Below are 15707 nucleotides of genomic sequence, written 5' to 3'. Positions count from 1 at the left end.
CTGCGTCGCGCCCGACACAGGGCGGCTCAATCGCCGTCGCCCTGTGAACCCTGGCTTCCCGCTAAATTATGTCGCTACGCGATGCCTTCGTCGGTATCCGGCTTAACGGACCGCTTGCGACACGCTCCCTGCGTGGCGCAAGCTTTCGCCGCGTCCATGCGGCTCATCCTAAGCCAGCTATCTCCTCAGCATAATTTTTTACGCTGGATAACAGCAAGCAACGCTGACGTTCCTAGATCATTTCGTCTCAACACCGTCAATGATAGACAGGCTGGTAGGTGTTACGCTCCCTGCTGGCGCCGCGCATCAATCACATCCGGCAGTTGGTTGAGCTTCGCCAGAATGCGGCTCAACACTTGCAGGTTGTAGATCTCGATATCCATATCAATTGTTGCCAACTGCTGCTTGATGTCGCTGCGGCTAGCAACGCCCAGTACATTGACCTTCTCATTCGCCAGAATGGTGGTGATATCGCGCAACAGGCCGCTGCGATCGTTGGCAATCACCCTCACCACCAACGAATAACCGCTGGAGTAGCTTTCGCCCCATACCGCGTCCACAATCCGCTCCGGCGAACTGGCGCGCAGTTCATCCAACTGTTCGCAGTCCGCGCGGTGAATCGAAATCCCCCGACCGCGCGTGATGAACCCAGTGATCTCGTCGCCCGGAATCGGCTGGCAGCAGCGCGCAATATGGTGCATCAGGTTACCGACACCTTCCACAACCACACGACCGTTGTCTTTATGAGTACGTGTTGGCGGCTGTTGCGATTTCTGCGTCAATTGGCGCAGCGCTTCACGATCCAGTTCTTCCGCACTTGGCTGTTTTAACTGCGATTGCAGGAAATTCACCATCTGGTTCAGACGAACATCGCCACCGCCGATCGCCGCCAATAGTTCATCCAGCGAATTCACGTTATAGCGCGGCAGCAGCAATTTCTCCGCCGCTTTCAGGCTGATCCCCAGATGCGCCAGTTCGTCGTCCAGAATCTGCCGTCCCGCCAGAATATTCTTGTCGCGATCCTGCTTGCGGAACCAGTTCTGGATCTTGGAACGTCCACGGCTGGTGGTGATATACCCCAGATTCGGATTCAGCCAGTCACGGCTCGGGTTCGGTTGCTTTTGGGTGATAATTTCAATCTGATCACCCATCTGTAATTGGTAGGTAAACGGCACAATACGTCCACCGATTTTTGCACCGATGCAGCGGTGCCCGATATCGCTGTGGATGTTATAAGCGAAATCCAGCGGCGTAGAGCCTGCCGGGAGATCCACCACGTCGCCTTTCGGCGTAAAGACATAGACGCGATCGTCAAAGACCTGACTGCGAACTTCATCCAGCACGTCATTCGAATCCGCCACCTCTTCCTGCCAGGCAAGCAGTTTACGCAGCCAGGCAATGCGGCCTTCATAACCGGAACGCCCGCCCACGGTGGTGCCTTCTTTGTATTTCCAGTGTGCCGCCACACCCAGTTCGGCATCTTCATGCATCTGGCGCGTACGAATCTGGATTTCGAGCGTCTTACCACCCGGCCCTAACACCACAGTGTGAATAGACTGATAACCGTTCGGTTTCGGGTTGGCGACATAGTCGTCAAACTCGTCTGGCAAATGACGATAGTGGGTATGCACAATACCGAGCGCCCCGTAGCAGTCCTGCAAACGCTCGACGACAATACGCACCGCACGTACATCGAACAGCTCATCGAACGACAGCGACTTTTTCTGCATTTTGCGCCAGATGCTGTAGATATGCTTGGGACGACCGTAGATCTCCGCCTGAACGCCCTCTTCTTTCATCGCATTGCGCAGCGTTTTGACAAAATCATCAATGTACTGCGCGCGATCGATGCGGCGTTCGTGCAACAGTTTGGCGATTTTTTTATATTCATCTGGGTGCAGATAGCGGAAGCAGAAATCTTCCAATTCCCACTTCAACTGCCCGATGCCCAGCCGGTTCGCCAACGGCGCGTAGATATTGGTACACTCTTTAGCCGCCAGTACCCGTTCTTCTTCTGGGGCATCTTTCACTTCACGCAGGTGCGCGATCCGCTCGGCGAGTTTGATGACTACGCAGCGGAAATCTTCCACCATCGCCAGCAACATGCGACGGATATTATCGACCTGCTCAGACGCGCCAGAGTCATTCTGCGTTGCTTTGAGCTGGCGAATTGCATCCATATCGCGCACGCCATGCACCAAATCAACGATGTTTTTACCAAATACGGCTTCCAGCGTCGCCTCATCGACCACACCCGCATCCGCCAGTGGAAAGAGCAGCGCCGCGCGCATGCTGTCATTGTCCATACTGAGCGTGGACAGGATTTCCACCATTTCAATGCCGCGCCACAGCAGTAGTGGTGCATCGGCGTGATCGTGCGTTTGCTGCTCACAGTAACGCCAGGTTTCGGCTAAACGTTCACACGATTGCTGGCTGGCAATCCCCAGCGAAGCAATCCACGCGTCAGGGACAAATTCACCTGCCGTATTCAAATGCGCACTTCTTACCGCAACCATAATTTCTCCCTACGTTACCCTTCACCTTGCAAACGACGCTGCTTTGCTGCCTATGACGCCTTTTGCGTGCCGGTATCGTGCAAAAACAGTGCCATCGATTCAAGGTGACCGGTATGTGGAAACATATCCAACATGGCGACATTCGCCAGCCTAAAACCGGCTGCCAATAAAACTTTGCTGTCGCGCGCTAGCGTCGTGGCATTACAGGAAACATAGACCACCCGCTCAGGTGCCAGTCGGGTTATCTGCTCCATCACACCTGCCGCACCCGCACGTGCCGGATCAAGTAATATCTTATCAAAACCCTGAGCTACCCACGGCTGCTGCGTGACGTCATCTTCAAGATTTTGGTGAAAAAATGTGACATTGGACAGCCCATTGCGTCGGGCATTCTCGCGCCCTTTCTCAACTAACGCGGTCACCCCTTCCACGCCGACAACGCTGGCAGCACGCTGTGCCAGCGGCAGCGTGAAGTTACCCATGCCACAAAACAGATCTAATATTCTATCCTGCGGTTGCACATCCAGCCATGCCAGCGCCTGCGCGACCATCTGCTGGTTTACCACGTCATTCACCTGAATAAAATCACGCGGGCTAAAGGCCAGCGTCAACCCGGCAACGTGATAAACCGGTTCTTCACCGTGCAGACACGTCAGCGAGTCGGCATCCGCTGCCAGATAAACCGAAACGCCCTGCTGCTGCGCAAAGTCACGCAGCGCCTGCTGATCCGATGAATGGAGCGGTTCAAGGTGCCTCAACACCAGCAGCGGGCCGTTGTCCGCCTGCACCAGTTCCACATGCCCAAGGCGCTTCACCGCCTTTAATCGGCTCAAACAATCGCGCAGCGGTTGCAGCAGCGCTTCAAGCTCGGGGCGCAACACCGGACAGGCTTTAATATCCACCAAATCGTGAGAATTGGATTGTCGATAGCCCATCAACAGACGCTGCTCTTTTGCCTGAAAGTATAACGCAAGCCGCGCGCGCCTCCGATAGGCATAAGGTGTGCCGGCAATCAGCGAGGCGTCCAGCAGCTCCGCGCCCGTTTCGCGCGTCATCAGGCGCACCAATGCCGCCGTTTTGCTGCTCTGTTGCAGCGTGATGTCCGCATGCTGCTGTTGGCAGCCGCCGCAGCGGGTATAATGCGGGCACAGCGGCTCAACGCGCTGTGGGCTATGTGTCAGAAGGCGTTTAAGCTTTGCATGCGAAAACTGACGCTTCTCTTCCGTCAGTTGGACCTCAGCCTGCTCTCCCGGCAGTCCCCCCGTGACAAACACCGTCTTGCCGTCGTGACGCGCCACCCCCTGCCCAAACGGATCAAGCGACGTGACCGTAACAGTGAGGTTCTTAGCAGGAATCGCTTTCCGGGTCGTCACACGCCGGTTTGGAGAGTAGAATTGCGCCATAATGTACTATCGATTGATCTCTTAAGTTGAACGGCAGTGGCAGTACCCAGTAACGAAATTAAATAATAGGGTGCCTAGCATCCTCTAATTCTCCCACATTGGAACCCCATGACCAAATACAGTCTTCGTGCACGGATGTTGATACTGATTTTGGCACCGACACTGATGATCGGGCTGCTGCTCAGTTCGTTCTTCGTCATTCATCGTTACAACCAGTTGCAGTCACAATTGGCAGACTCAGGCTCTAGCATTATTGAACCGCTGGCAACCATCAGCGCTTACGCAATTACCCATCGTCAGATGGACACCATTCCCGCGTTAATCAATACGCTTCACCGTCGGCACTCTACGATTATTCGTACCATTAGCGTGTTCGATGCGCGCAATCAGCTTCTGGCTACCACCAACGTACGCAACAACGTGACATTACAGCCGATCAGCAGCGACGCACATTCCTACAACAAATTGCACCTGCACCACACAAACGACGCGCTGATTCTGCACATGCCGATCGTCAATGACAGCGAATTTATGCCTGAAGGCTCGGCGCCCGTGTTGCCCAGTACCGCCCCCCCTCTCGGCTATCTGGTGATCGAACTGGACACCAGCGCCATTCGGCTTCAGCAGTATCAGGAAATCTTCATCGCCGCGCTCTTGTTGTTGTTATCGTTGAGTGCCGCCGTTCTCTTTGCCTATCGTCTGATGCGGGATGTCACGACCCCGATCCGTAATATGGTGGATACCGTTGACCGCATTCGCCGTGGGCAGTTGGATAGCCGAGTAGAAGGGTACATGCTCGGCGAATTGCACATGCTGAAAAACGGCATCAACTCCATGGCGATGTCGCTGACCGCCTACCATGAGGAAATGCAGCAAAATATCGATCAGGCGACCTACGATCTGCGGGAAACGCTGGAGCAGATGGAGATCCAGAACGTCGAACTGGATCTGGCCAAAAAGCGGGCACAGGAAGCGGCACGCATCAAGTCTGAGTTTCTGGCCAATATGTCACACGAACTGAGAACACCGCTGAATGGCGTGATCGGTTTCACTCGCCAGACGTTGAAAACACCGCTGAACACCACACAAACTGACTATCTACTTACCATCGAACGTTCCGCCAATAACCTGCTGAACATCATTAACGATGTGCTGGATTTCTCAAAGCTGGAGGCCGGCAAACTGGTGCTGGAGAATATTCCGTTCTCGCTGCACAGCACGCTGGACGACGTTGTGATGCTGCTGGCGCACACGGCACATGAAAAAGGGTTGGAGCTGACGCTCAGCATTCAGAATGACGTGCCCGAACAGTTTGTCGGCGATCCACTGCGGATACAGCAAATCATCACCAACCTGCTGGGCAACGCGATTAAATTTACCGAGCAGGGCAACATCGATATTCGGGTGGAGAAGCGTCGACAGGAACATCATCAGGTTCAGCTAGAAGTGCAAATACGCGATACCGGCATCGGCATTGCCGAGTTGCAGCAATCGCAGCTGTTTCAGGCATTCCGCCAAGCCGACACCAGTATTTCACGCCGTCATGGCGGCACGGGACTCGGGCTGGTCATCACCCAACGTTTGGTCAAAGAGATGGGCGGTGATATCAGTTTCCAGAGCCAGCTCAACAAGGGATCGACCTTCTGGTTCCACATCACGCTGCCGCTCAACCCGCACGCGATACCGACAGAGCCGGCTTATACGATGCTGCAAGGCAAACATCTGGCCTACGTCGAGTATCACCCCATCGCTGCGCAGGCCACGCTGGATATTTTGAACCAGACGCCACTCATCGTGAGCTACAGCCCGACGTTTGAGCAACTGCCTGAGGGAGAGTTCGATATCCTGCTGCTCGGCATTCCCGTGCAATATCGCAACACACTGCTCGACTACACGCCCAGACTGCGTGATATCTGCCGTCGCGCCCCCTGTGTGATTTTGGCGCTGCCCAGTCTGGCGCAAATGGATGCCGAACAGCTGAAAACCTTCGGCGTACATGCCTGCCTGAGCAAACCACTCGCGGCATCGCGCCTGCTGCCGCTGTTACAGGACAGCACGCTGTTCCAGCTCTCTTTCCTGCCGGACGATACGGCATCTCACCCGAGTGCCACACGCCATCCGGCCCGTCTGCCGCTAAGCGTGATGGCGGTGGATGACAATCCCGCTAATCTGAAACTGATCGGCACGCTGCTGGAAGAACAGGTCGAGACGATTATCCTGTGTGAAAGCGGACAAGATGCGATTGCACAGGCGAAGCTGCACCCGTTCGACATTATCCTCATGGATATTCAGATGCCGGGGATGGACGGCATTTGCGCCAGTGAGCGGATCCGCCATATCCCCCATCATGCCACCACGCCCATCATCGCAGTGACGGCACAAACCATGACGGGTGAACGTGAACATCTGCTGCGTTCAGGTATGGATGACTATTTGGCTAAACCGATAGACGAACAGATGCTGAAAAGCGTGCTAACGCGCCATGCGCGAAAGGAGCCTTTAAAGCGCGATCGCGGTGATATGACGGGTTTATTGAGCGAGCACGACGATAGCCAGCTATCACTCGACTGGGCGCTGGCACAGCAACAGGCGGCCAACAAGCCGGAGTTGGCACGTGACCTGCTGCAAATGCTGTTGGATTTCTTACCGGAGGTTCAGCGGAAGATAGAAAAGGTGCTGGAGGGCCAGACGGATGATGACATCATCGAGCTGGTGCATAAACTGCACGGCAGTTGCAGCTACAGCGGCGTTCCGCGCCTGCAACGCATCTGCCGCTATCTGGAACAACAGTTGCGTAAAGGCGTTCACGCCAGCGATCTGGAACCCGAATGGCTGGAGCTACTGGACGAAATCGATAACGTCATCAACGCCGCCCAACCGCATATCAGTCCTATGCATTCGTAATTAATATCCCCACTGCGGAGACAGTTTCGTGCGCTTTGCTGTTATCAGGCGTAAAAAATTATGCTGAGGAGATAGCGGGCTTCGGATGAGCCGCAGGACGCGGCGAAAGCTTGCGCCACGTCGGACAAAAACGTCAAAGACGTTTTTGAACAGCACTTGTGCTGGCCCGAAGGGTGAGCCCCATTTATGGGGCTAGTAAACGTGTCGCAAGCGGTCCGTTAAGCCAGATACCGACGAAGGCACCGCGTTAGCGGCATAATTTCCGCCGAAAGCCTGGGGTCACGGGGCGGCGGCGACTGAGCGCCCCGTGTCGGGCGCGTGCTGCGAAGTAGCATGAAATAGCCGTATTGTGGCGCACGAAACCGTCTCTCAGTCTGCATAGAAATGTGTATAAATACCAAACACTATCGCATCACGATGACGATCAACGCGACATCGACTGCGCCAACCGGATCGTAGCGGCAATATTACGCGCTGCCATCCTCACATTCTCTGCCGCATTATCCAGCGCTTCTTCGAGTGAGCAGATGTTGTAAAGCACGCTGAATACCGCGTCCAGACCATGTTCATGTACCACGCAGACGTCTGCCGTCAGGCTGCCTGCAATACCAATCACCGGTTTATTATACTGTTTGGCGACCCGCGCCACGCCAATCGGCACTTTACCGTGGATCGTCTGACTGTCGATGCGCCCTTCGCCGGTAATCACCAGTGTGGCATCTCGAACCAGTTCATCCAGCCCCAGCGCTTCCGTGACAATTTCAATGCCCTGACGCAGCTCAGCGCCGCAAAACGCCTGTAGCGCCGCGCCCATGCCGCCCGCTGCCCCGGCACCAGGAACGTGTTCCACGTCCATATCCAGATCATGGCGAATTACCGCCGCATAATGCTTCAGCGCATTATCCAACTGTTCAACCATCTCCGGCGTCGCCCCTTTCTGAGGGCCAAAAATCGCCGATGCGCCCTGTTTCCCCGTCAGTGGGTTGGTCACATCGCAGGCCACTTCAAAACGGCAGCCTTTAATACGTTCATCCAGCTCGCTGATATCAATGCGAGCGAGTTTGTCGAGCTCACCACCGCCAAAACCGATCTGTTCGCCCTGCTTATCCAGCAGCTTCGCGCCGAGCGCCTGCACCATGCCCGATCCGCCGTCATTGGTTGCGCTCCCGCCAATCCCGATGATGCAGTGCCGGATACCATAATCTAACGCGCAGCGAATCAGTTCGCCCGTGCCATAGCTGGTTGTTTTTAACGGGTTACGCAGTTGCGAAGGTACACGTTCCAGACCGCTTGCCGCCGCCATCTCAATAAAAGCCGTTTTTTCATCGCCAGACAGGCCAAAGAACGCGTCGATGCTGTCGCCTAACGGTCCTGTGACCTTAACATTCACAATCTTGCCATCGGTCGCCGCGACCATCGCTTCAACTGTGCCTTCCCCACCATCTGCAACAGGTAATTTGACATAGCAGGCATCGGGAAATATTTCACGAAATCCCTTTTCAATCTGCGTAGCAACATCTTGTGCAGACAGGCTTTCTTTATAAGAATCCGGTGCGATCACTATTTTCATAAACGATCCGATTTCATCAACGTTCCGATTGCATCAATAATCCGCGCGCTCATGAAACGGCGCTTATACCCGCCAGCTTTCAGGGCTGCAGGTCCTGAAATCTCTTGGATAGATCAGAATGATTCTCTGCCAGTCGGCTGGCATCCTGTGCCAGCCTCGTGACTATCGCTTCACGGCTTATCGCGTAACTTCCACTTTGGCCAGCTTCTCGTAGTAACACGCCAGCGCACTGTGGTCGGCCGATCCCAGATCGTCCGCTTTCAGCGCCTGCATCATTTCCATCACCGCCGCCGTTAACGGCAATTGGGCACCAACACCGTGTGAGGTATCCAATGCGTTCGCCAAATCTTTAATGTGCAGATCGATGCGGAAACCCGGCTTAAAGTTACGATCCATCACCATCGGCGCTTTCGCATCCAGCACGGTGCTGCCCGCCAAACCACCGCGTATTGCCTGATACACCAGATCCGGGTTAACCCCTGCTTTCGTTGCCAGCACCAGCGCCTCAGACATGGCGGCAATGTTCAGTGCCACAATCACCTGGTTCGCCAATTTGGTCACGTTGCCCGCGCCGATCTCACCGGTATGAACCACGGATCCCGCCATGGATTTCAGAATCTCAAAACAGCGGTCAAATTGCGCTTTGTCGCCACCCACCATCACAGACAGCGTGCCGTCGATAGCTTTAGGCTCACCGCCGCTGACCGGTGCATCCAGCATGGCGATCTCTTTCGCCGCCAGCGCCGTCGCAATTTCACGGCTGGCAAGCGGCGCGATGGAACTCATATCCACCACAATACTTCCGGCACGCGCACCGTCGATGACGCCGTTTTCACCCAGCACCACGTCTTTCACGTGCGGTGAATTAGGCAGCATGGTGATGATAACGTCGCACTGCTCCGCAACCTGTTTCGGCGTCTCAGCCGCCGTAGCGCCTGCCGCGACAACTTCCGCGACCGCGTCCGGATTTCTGTCCATCACGACTAATGAGTAACCTGCTTTCAGCAGATTTTTACTCATCGGTTTTCCCATAATGCCCAGTCCAATAAAACCAATTTTCATCGCCCTAACCTCATTGTCTGATGTAGATATCACTTCAATTCACGATGAACCCGCCTCATAGCGGATTCGCTTCGCCGCGGAACCACTGAATTTGCTGACAAAGTACGCCGAGCAATGGTAATGGGTAGATCGTAAAGACGCTGCAAGTACGTCCCTGTAAGCTCGAGCCGCGCCATCCCTGGCGCGGACGCTTTACTCTTCTATCCCATTACCATCGTTCTCGTTCCGTAAATAGGTTTGTCAACGGTCTGAATTACTTCTTGTACTTGTCGCTCAGCGCCTGTGTTGCGCTGCGGAACACCCCCAGATCGCTACCGACCGCGACAAAGCTTGCGCCCCATTCCAGATAGCGACGCGCATCGGCTTCAACCGGTGCCAAAATGCCACAGGGTTTGTTATGCGCCGCGGCACGATCGAAGATGTGGCGAATCGCTTTCTGCACGTCGGGATGATTAGGCTGACCGAGATAGCCCAACGCCGCAGACAGGTCGCTTGGGCCAACAAACACGCCGTCTACGCCATCAACCGCGATAATCGCATCCAGATTGTCGAGGCCGTCCTGACTTTCGATTTGCACCACAACGGTAATGCTGTCGTTAATCTTGGCGAAATAGTCCGGTTCCGTGCCATAAGCGTTGCTACGGTGCGCCACGGAAACGCCGCGGATACCCGCAGGCGGATAGCGCGTTGACGCAACCGCACGCGCAGCTTCTTCCGCCGTTTCCACGAAGGGAATCAGGAAGTTATTGAACCCGATATCCAACAGCCGCTTGATGATGATTGGCTCATTGCACGGCGGACGAACGACAGGCGCGCTGTGGCTGCCTTTCAGCGCCATCAACTGAGGAATAAACGTCACGATATCGTTAGGCGCATGTTCGCCATCCAGCACCAGCCAGTCGAATCCCGCCAGTCCCAGCACTTCAGTGGAAATCGGGTTGCCCAACGCACACCAGCAGCCAATCAACGTTTTGCCCTGCTGCAAATCTTGGCGAAAACGGTTAGGTAACAGCGGAGTCTTCATTTTTTATCCTCGGTCATTCCAGCGCCGCTTACCTGAAGCGGCGCGCTTAAAAAACGGAAAATCAGAACGTTAGCGAACCAGACACGGACGTTTATTATCAAACGTCCACTCAGGAATAAGGTACTGCATTCCCATGGCGTCGTTACGTGCGCCTAATCCCATGTTTTTATACAGTTCGTGTGCTTTCATCACCTGATCCATATCCAGTTCGATGCCCAGACCCGGTTTCTTCGGCACTTCCACCATACCGCCAACAATCTGCAACGGTTCTTTCGTCAGGCGCTGATTGCCTTCCTGCCAGATCCAGTGCGTATCAATCGCCGTAATCTTGCCCGGTGCCGCAGCGGCGACCTGGGTAAACATGGCCAGTGAAATATCAAAATGGTTATTGGAGTGAGAGCCCCAGGTTAAGCCCCATTCGTGGCACATCTGCGCCACACGTACGGAACCTTGCATCGTCCAGAAGTGCGGATCGGCCAGCGGGATATCGACCGATTGCAGTGAAATGGTGTGCCCCATCTGCCGCCAGTCAGTGGCGATCATGTTGGTTGCCGTCGGCAACCCCGTCGCACGGCGGAACTCCGCCATGACTTCACGGCCGGAGAAACCTTGCTCCGCGCCGCACGGATCTTCTGCATACGCCAGCACGTTGCGCAGCTGTTTGCCCAGAGCGATGGCTTCATCCAGTGACCAGGCACCGTTAGGATCCAGCGTGATGCGCGCCTGCGGGAAGCGTTTCGCCAGCGCGGTCACCGCTTCGGCTTCTTCGCTACCGGCTAATACGCCGCCTTTCAACTTGAAATCATTGAAACCGTATTTTTCATACGCCGCCTCAGCCAGACGTACGATGGTTTCTGGAGACAGCGCTTCTTCATGACGCAGACGATACCAGTCGCATTTCTCGTTAGCCTGGCTCTGGTAAGGCAAGTCGGTTTTATTGCGATCGCCGATGTAGAACAGATAACCCAGCATCTCAACGGCATCACGCTGTTGGCCGTCACCCAGCAGCGAGGCCACGCTGACATTGAGGAACTGCCCCAGCAGATCGAGCATGGCGGCCTCTATCCCCGTGACGACATGGATAGTGGTACGCAGATCGAACGTCTGCAAGCCGCGCCCGGAGGAGTCACGGTCGGCGAACTGCTCACGCACCGCCGTCATCACATTTTTGTACTCACCCAGCGTTTTGCCGACCACCAGCGCGGCAGCGTCTTCCAGCGTCTGACGGATTTTCTCACCGCCGGGAATTTCACCGACACCGGTATGCCCGGCGTTATCTTTCAGAATCACAATGTTGCGAGTGAAATAAGGTGCATGTGCGCCGCTCAGGTTAAGCAGCATACTGTCGTGACCTGCAACCGGAATAACCTGCATGTGGGTAATAACCGGCGTTGAATTTTGCAATGTCATTTTCTTATCCTTTCTCTCTCATTTTTTTATGTCGGGTTAGCGGCCAAAAACCGGGCGTTTGCGATCAAACTTCCAACCAGGAATCAGGTACTGCATGGCGACGGCATCATTACGTGCCCCGCTCGGTAATTTTTTGTACAGTTCGTGGGCTTTCGTCACCTGTGCCATATCCAGCTCAATCCCCAGACCGGGCCGTTCCGGTACCTTAATTTTGCCGTTGACGATTTGCAGCGGCTCTTTGGTCAGGTGCTGACCTTCCTGCCAGATCCAATGTGTATCAATCGCCGTCGGGTTACCCGGTGCTGCCGCTCCCACGTGCGTGAACATTGCCAGCGAAATATCGAAGTGGTTATTGGAATGGCAGCCCCACGTCAGCCCCCACTCATCACACAGTTGGGCGACGCGCACCGCACCATGCATTGTCCAGAAATGGGGATCGGCCAGCGGGATATCGACGGCCTGTAGCATCACGGCATGGTTCATTTCACGCCAGTTGGTGGCAATCATGTTGGTCGCGACGGGCAGCCCAGTGGCACGGCGGAATTCCGCCATCACTTCACGGCCGGAGAAACCTTGTTCGGCACCGCACGGATCTTCCGCGTAGGTCAGAATGCCCTTCATGTCTTTGCACAAACCAATCGCTTCATCCAGCAGCCAAGCCCCGTTTGGATCGACGGTAATGCGGGCATCTGGGAAGCGTTTCTTCAGCGCCTTCACGGCATCGATTTCCTGCTCACCGGGCAACACGCCGCCTTTGAGCTTGAAATCTTTAAATCCATAGCGGTCAGTGGTGGCTTCGGCCAAACGCACAATCGCCTCGCTGTCCATCGCCTGCTGGTGACGCAGGTGATACCACTCGTGCTTACCTTTTTCACCGCATAAATAAGGCAGGTCCGTCTTTGTGCGGTCACCGATATAGAACAGGTAACCGAGCACGGTGACGTCATCACGCTGCTTCCCTGGCCCCAGCAGCTCGGCAACGGGGACACCCATAAATTGCCCCAGCAGATCGAGCAGCGCCGCTTCGAGTGCCGCGACCGCATTCACGCGCAGTTCAAACGTCCAGGCACCTTTGCCGAAGGAATCAAAATCAGAAGATTGGTTGCCGACATGAATGTCATGAACCAGACGGTTCATACGAGCGATTTGTTCGCCTTTTACACGAGGAATGGCCTCAACCAGCGTGTTGTAAATGACTTCACCGCCGGGGGCTTCACCGACACCGGTATGCCCGGCGCTGTCGGTTAAAATGACGAGGTTACGCGTAAAGTAAGCACCATGTGCGCCGCCGATGTTCAGCAACATACTGTCATAGCCCGCGACGGGGATGACTTTCATGTCGGTAATTACAGGGGTCGCTGAAAAGTTTGTCATTACAGGCTCCCGTCACGAATGGTGCGCACAGGGTTTACGCTTAGGTTTCCGATGTTTGCCACAACGCAGAAGCACGTTGAGGATGAGGAAAATAATTCAGTCATACAGAAATAAAAAACAGATGGTGCACCAGTAGATGATTTCATGTTGTTTTCCTACTTTATTAGCGCGACCTTGTTTTTACTCTGATTTGAAATGGTAATGCTTGTAGGGTTATCAGAATAAAAACAGGTTATAACTGTCCCGATACCGGAATAAACCAGTCAGAAAAGCGTTGTCAGAATCAATACCGCCTTACCAACCTCAGGAAAAAGTATAAGTTTTCTTATTTCACAACTCATTGGGCAATAGCACAGCATTCCCTGTCGAAATGCAGATTAAATATGTCATTATCACAGGCCAATGGGAGGTGTTTCACGAAAACCGGGGAAAGCGAATTTCCGCCTTATAACCCCCGAAATACCGCTTCCCAGCAACCGATTTCAAAGAGATAAAACCTGGCTTTCCATGAGGTAAATAAGCGGCAAGCCTAATAGCGAAACGCTGCGCCATCAGTACGATAGCGCAGCGTTTTGTGTCATTGCCTATATGCAAATTAATACGGTAACGAATAGCCTTACTTCTTGGCGAATGGCTTCAATTCAATACGTTTAATATCCTGTACGATAAACAGGTAGCTGACGATGGCAACCAGCGCATGAATCCCGACGTACACCAGACCGCCGTTGAAAGAGCCAGTTATTCCGATGATGTAGCCAATTGCAATCGGCGTCACGATACCAGACGCATTACCGAACATGTTGAACAGCCCACCGCTCAATCCGCTGATTTCTTTCGGCGCGGTATCGGCCATAACCGCCCAGCCCAGCGCACCAATGCCTTTCCCGAAGAAAGCCGCAGACATCACCGCAATAACCACCCATTCGGTTTCTACATAGTTACAAATCACCATCGACATGGAGAGCAACATACCGAGGACAATAGGTGTTTTACGGGCAAAGGTCAGTGAATTGGTCCGGCGCATCAGATAATCGGAAATAATGCCGCCCAGAACACCGCCGACAAAACCGCAGATTGCAGGTACCGAGGCAACAAACCCGGCTTTGAGAATCGACATGCCACGCGCCTGAACCAGATAGAGTGGGAACCAGGTGATGAAGAAGTAGGTCAGTGCGTTAATACAGTATTGACCGATATAGATGCCGAGCATCATACGAGACTGTAGTAATTGCTTGATCTGATGCCATTTCTCTCCTTTTTCGGTCGTTTTCTTCGACCCTTTGGCATCCATGTTGATTAGCGCACCACCGGCCTCAATGTAATCCAGTTCAGCCTGATTCACGCCAGGATGATCTTTAGGATCGTGGATCGCTTTCAACCAGACAACGCTGAGGATGATCCCCAACCCCCCCATGAACCAGAACACGTGCGCCCAACCCACCGCATGTACCAACCAGCCCATAATAGGGGCGAAAATCACGGTCGCAAAGTATTGGGCCGAGTTGAATATCGCGACGGCTGTTCCACGTTCTTGTGCAGGGAACCAAGCAGCGACAATACGGCTATTTCCTGGGAAGGAAGGTGATTCACACAGGCCGACCATAAAGCGCAGGAGGAACAGAGAAATAACAATGCCCGCACCGCTGAAGATATCGACAAAGCCTTGTAATAAGGTAAAAACCGACCAGGTGAAGATACTGTAGAAGTAAACTTTCTTTGAGCCAAAGCGATCAAGCAGCCAGCCCCCAGGTATTTGCCCAATCACATAGGCCCAGGAGAACGCTGAGAAGATATAACCCATCCCTACCGCATCCAACCCAATCTCTTTGGACATAGCAGAGCCAGCGATGGACAATGTGGCACGGTCGCCATAGTTAAATGACGTGACGATAAACAACATCACGACAATCCAGTAGCGGGCGTTTGTTCTCTTTTGTATCGCGCCAGCTGCTGAGCTTACTGTATTCATGATGAACTCCTGCTTCAATCGCGGTTCGCTCATTCATTCCGAATAACAGATAACGTGTAGGGTTATCAGAATGAAGATAAGTGGATAGTTAAATTCCCATTTTTATTTTTTTTGCGAATAGCCAGGCTATATAGCTTCAGAGTAATTAGCTGACATCTTCAACTCGCCGGATCATTATAATTTTTACCCACTGCCCGCTCACTAGATAAAAGCACAACATTAAAAATGTCCTTTTGAATATGTTGGTGCACTTGCCCTATATAGTGCGAGGTGTTTCACGAAAAATGCCGCTATTCTTTTTTTACATTCGTACACATTATTTTCATTTCTCCCTTAAAAAACGCACGCAGGAAGAATGTGATCAAACTCACCAAAATTTGGGGCTTCGCCTGATAAATCAGAAACAAAAAGCTCAGGCTTAGGTCAATTGCATAATGTACGAAAAGAGAACCTCACGTATACTCGTTAGCGAGCA

Annotated in this window: 10 protein-coding genes; 2 read left to right on the top strand and 8 right to left on the bottom strand. The window is 53.7% G+C overall.

Features of this window, described 5'->3' with window-relative positions:
• Positions 1–281 precede the first annotated feature (281 nt).
• Positions 282–2516 (bottom strand): GTP diphosphokinase, encoded by a 2235-nt coding sequence (relA, locus tag H0247_RS05780; protein ID WP_180741674.1) that lies wholly within the window; start codon positions 2514–2516, stop codon positions 282–284.
• A gap of 50 nt (positions 2517–2566) precedes the next feature.
• Positions 2567–3919, bottom strand: coding sequence for a 23S rRNA (uracil(1939)-C(5))-methyltransferase RlmD (gene rlmD, locus H0247_RS05775; RefSeq protein WP_180741673.1), 1353 nt, complete (start codon positions 3917–3919; stop codon positions 2567–2569).
• Between the two features lie 108 nt (positions 3920–4027).
• On the opposite strand from rlmD, the gene barA reads away from it, so the two are divergent.
• Positions 4028–6823: a two-component sensor histidine kinase BarA gene (gene barA, locus H0247_RS05770; protein ID WP_180741672.1), complete on the top strand. Its 2796-nt coding sequence runs from the start codon at positions 4028–4030 to the stop codon at positions 6821–6823.
• Positions 6824–7247: 424 nt separating this feature from the next.
• Here the strand turns inward: barA and H0247_RS05765 are convergent, their stop codons facing one another.
• The 5 genes from H0247_RS05765 to H0247_RS19995 form a co-directional block, all read right to left on the bottom strand.
• Positions 7248–8393 carry a glycerate kinase gene (locus tag H0247_RS05765; protein WP_180741671.1) on the bottom strand — a complete coding sequence of 382 codons (1146 nt, stop codon included), beginning with the start codon at positions 8391–8393 and terminating at the stop codon, positions 7248–7250.
• A gap of 177 nt (positions 8394–8570) precedes the next feature.
• Positions 8571–9485, bottom strand: coding sequence for a 2-hydroxy-3-oxopropionate reductase (garR, locus tag H0247_RS05760; protein ID WP_370463309.1), 915 nt, complete (start codon positions 9483–9485; stop codon positions 8571–8573).
• A 223-nt stretch (positions 9486–9708) separates the two neighbouring features.
• Positions 9709–10479, bottom strand: a complete 771-nt coding sequence (gene garL / locus H0247_RS05755; protein WP_180741669.1) for a 2-dehydro-3-deoxyglucarate aldolase — start codon at positions 10477–10479, stop codon at positions 9709–9711.
• A 69-nt stretch (positions 10480–10548) separates the two neighbouring features.
• The gene (gene gudD / locus H0247_RS05750) at positions 10549–11889 is read right to left on the bottom strand and encodes a glucarate dehydratase (protein ID WP_180741668.1); all 1341 of its coding nucleotides are present in this window, start codon (positions 11887–11889) and stop codon (positions 10549–10551) included.
• A gap of 36 nt (positions 11890–11925) precedes the next feature.
• Positions 11926–12717: an enolase C-terminal domain-like protein gene (locus tag H0247_RS19995; RefSeq protein ID WP_370463308.1), complete on the bottom strand. Its 792-nt coding sequence runs from the start codon at positions 12715–12717 to the stop codon at positions 11926–11928.
• A 452-nt stretch (positions 12718–13169) separates the two neighbouring features.
• Between H0247_RS19995 and H0247_RS19990 the strand changes: the two genes are divergently transcribed.
• The gene (locus H0247_RS19990) at positions 13170–13220 is read left to right on the top strand and encodes a CxxxxCH/CxxCH domain-containing protein (RefSeq protein WP_370463307.1); all 51 of its coding nucleotides are present in this window, start codon (positions 13170–13172) and stop codon (positions 13218–13220) included.
• Positions 13221–13879: 659 nt separating this feature from the next.
• On the opposite strand, the gene H0247_RS05740 is transcribed toward H0247_RS19990, so the two are convergent.
• Entirely contained in the window at positions 13880–15232 is a 1353-nt protein-coding gene (locus H0247_RS05740; protein WP_180741666.1) for an MFS transporter, read from the bottom strand.
• Positions 15233–15707: the final 475 nt, after the last annotated feature.

Source organism: Pectobacterium sp. CFBP8739 (genome assembly GCF_013449375.1).
Classification (GTDB): Bacteria; Pseudomonadota; Gammaproteobacteria; order Enterobacterales; family Enterobacteriaceae; genus Pectobacterium.
Note: the sequence above shows the minus strand (reverse complement) of the source record. Positions and strands in the feature narration are given on the sequence as shown.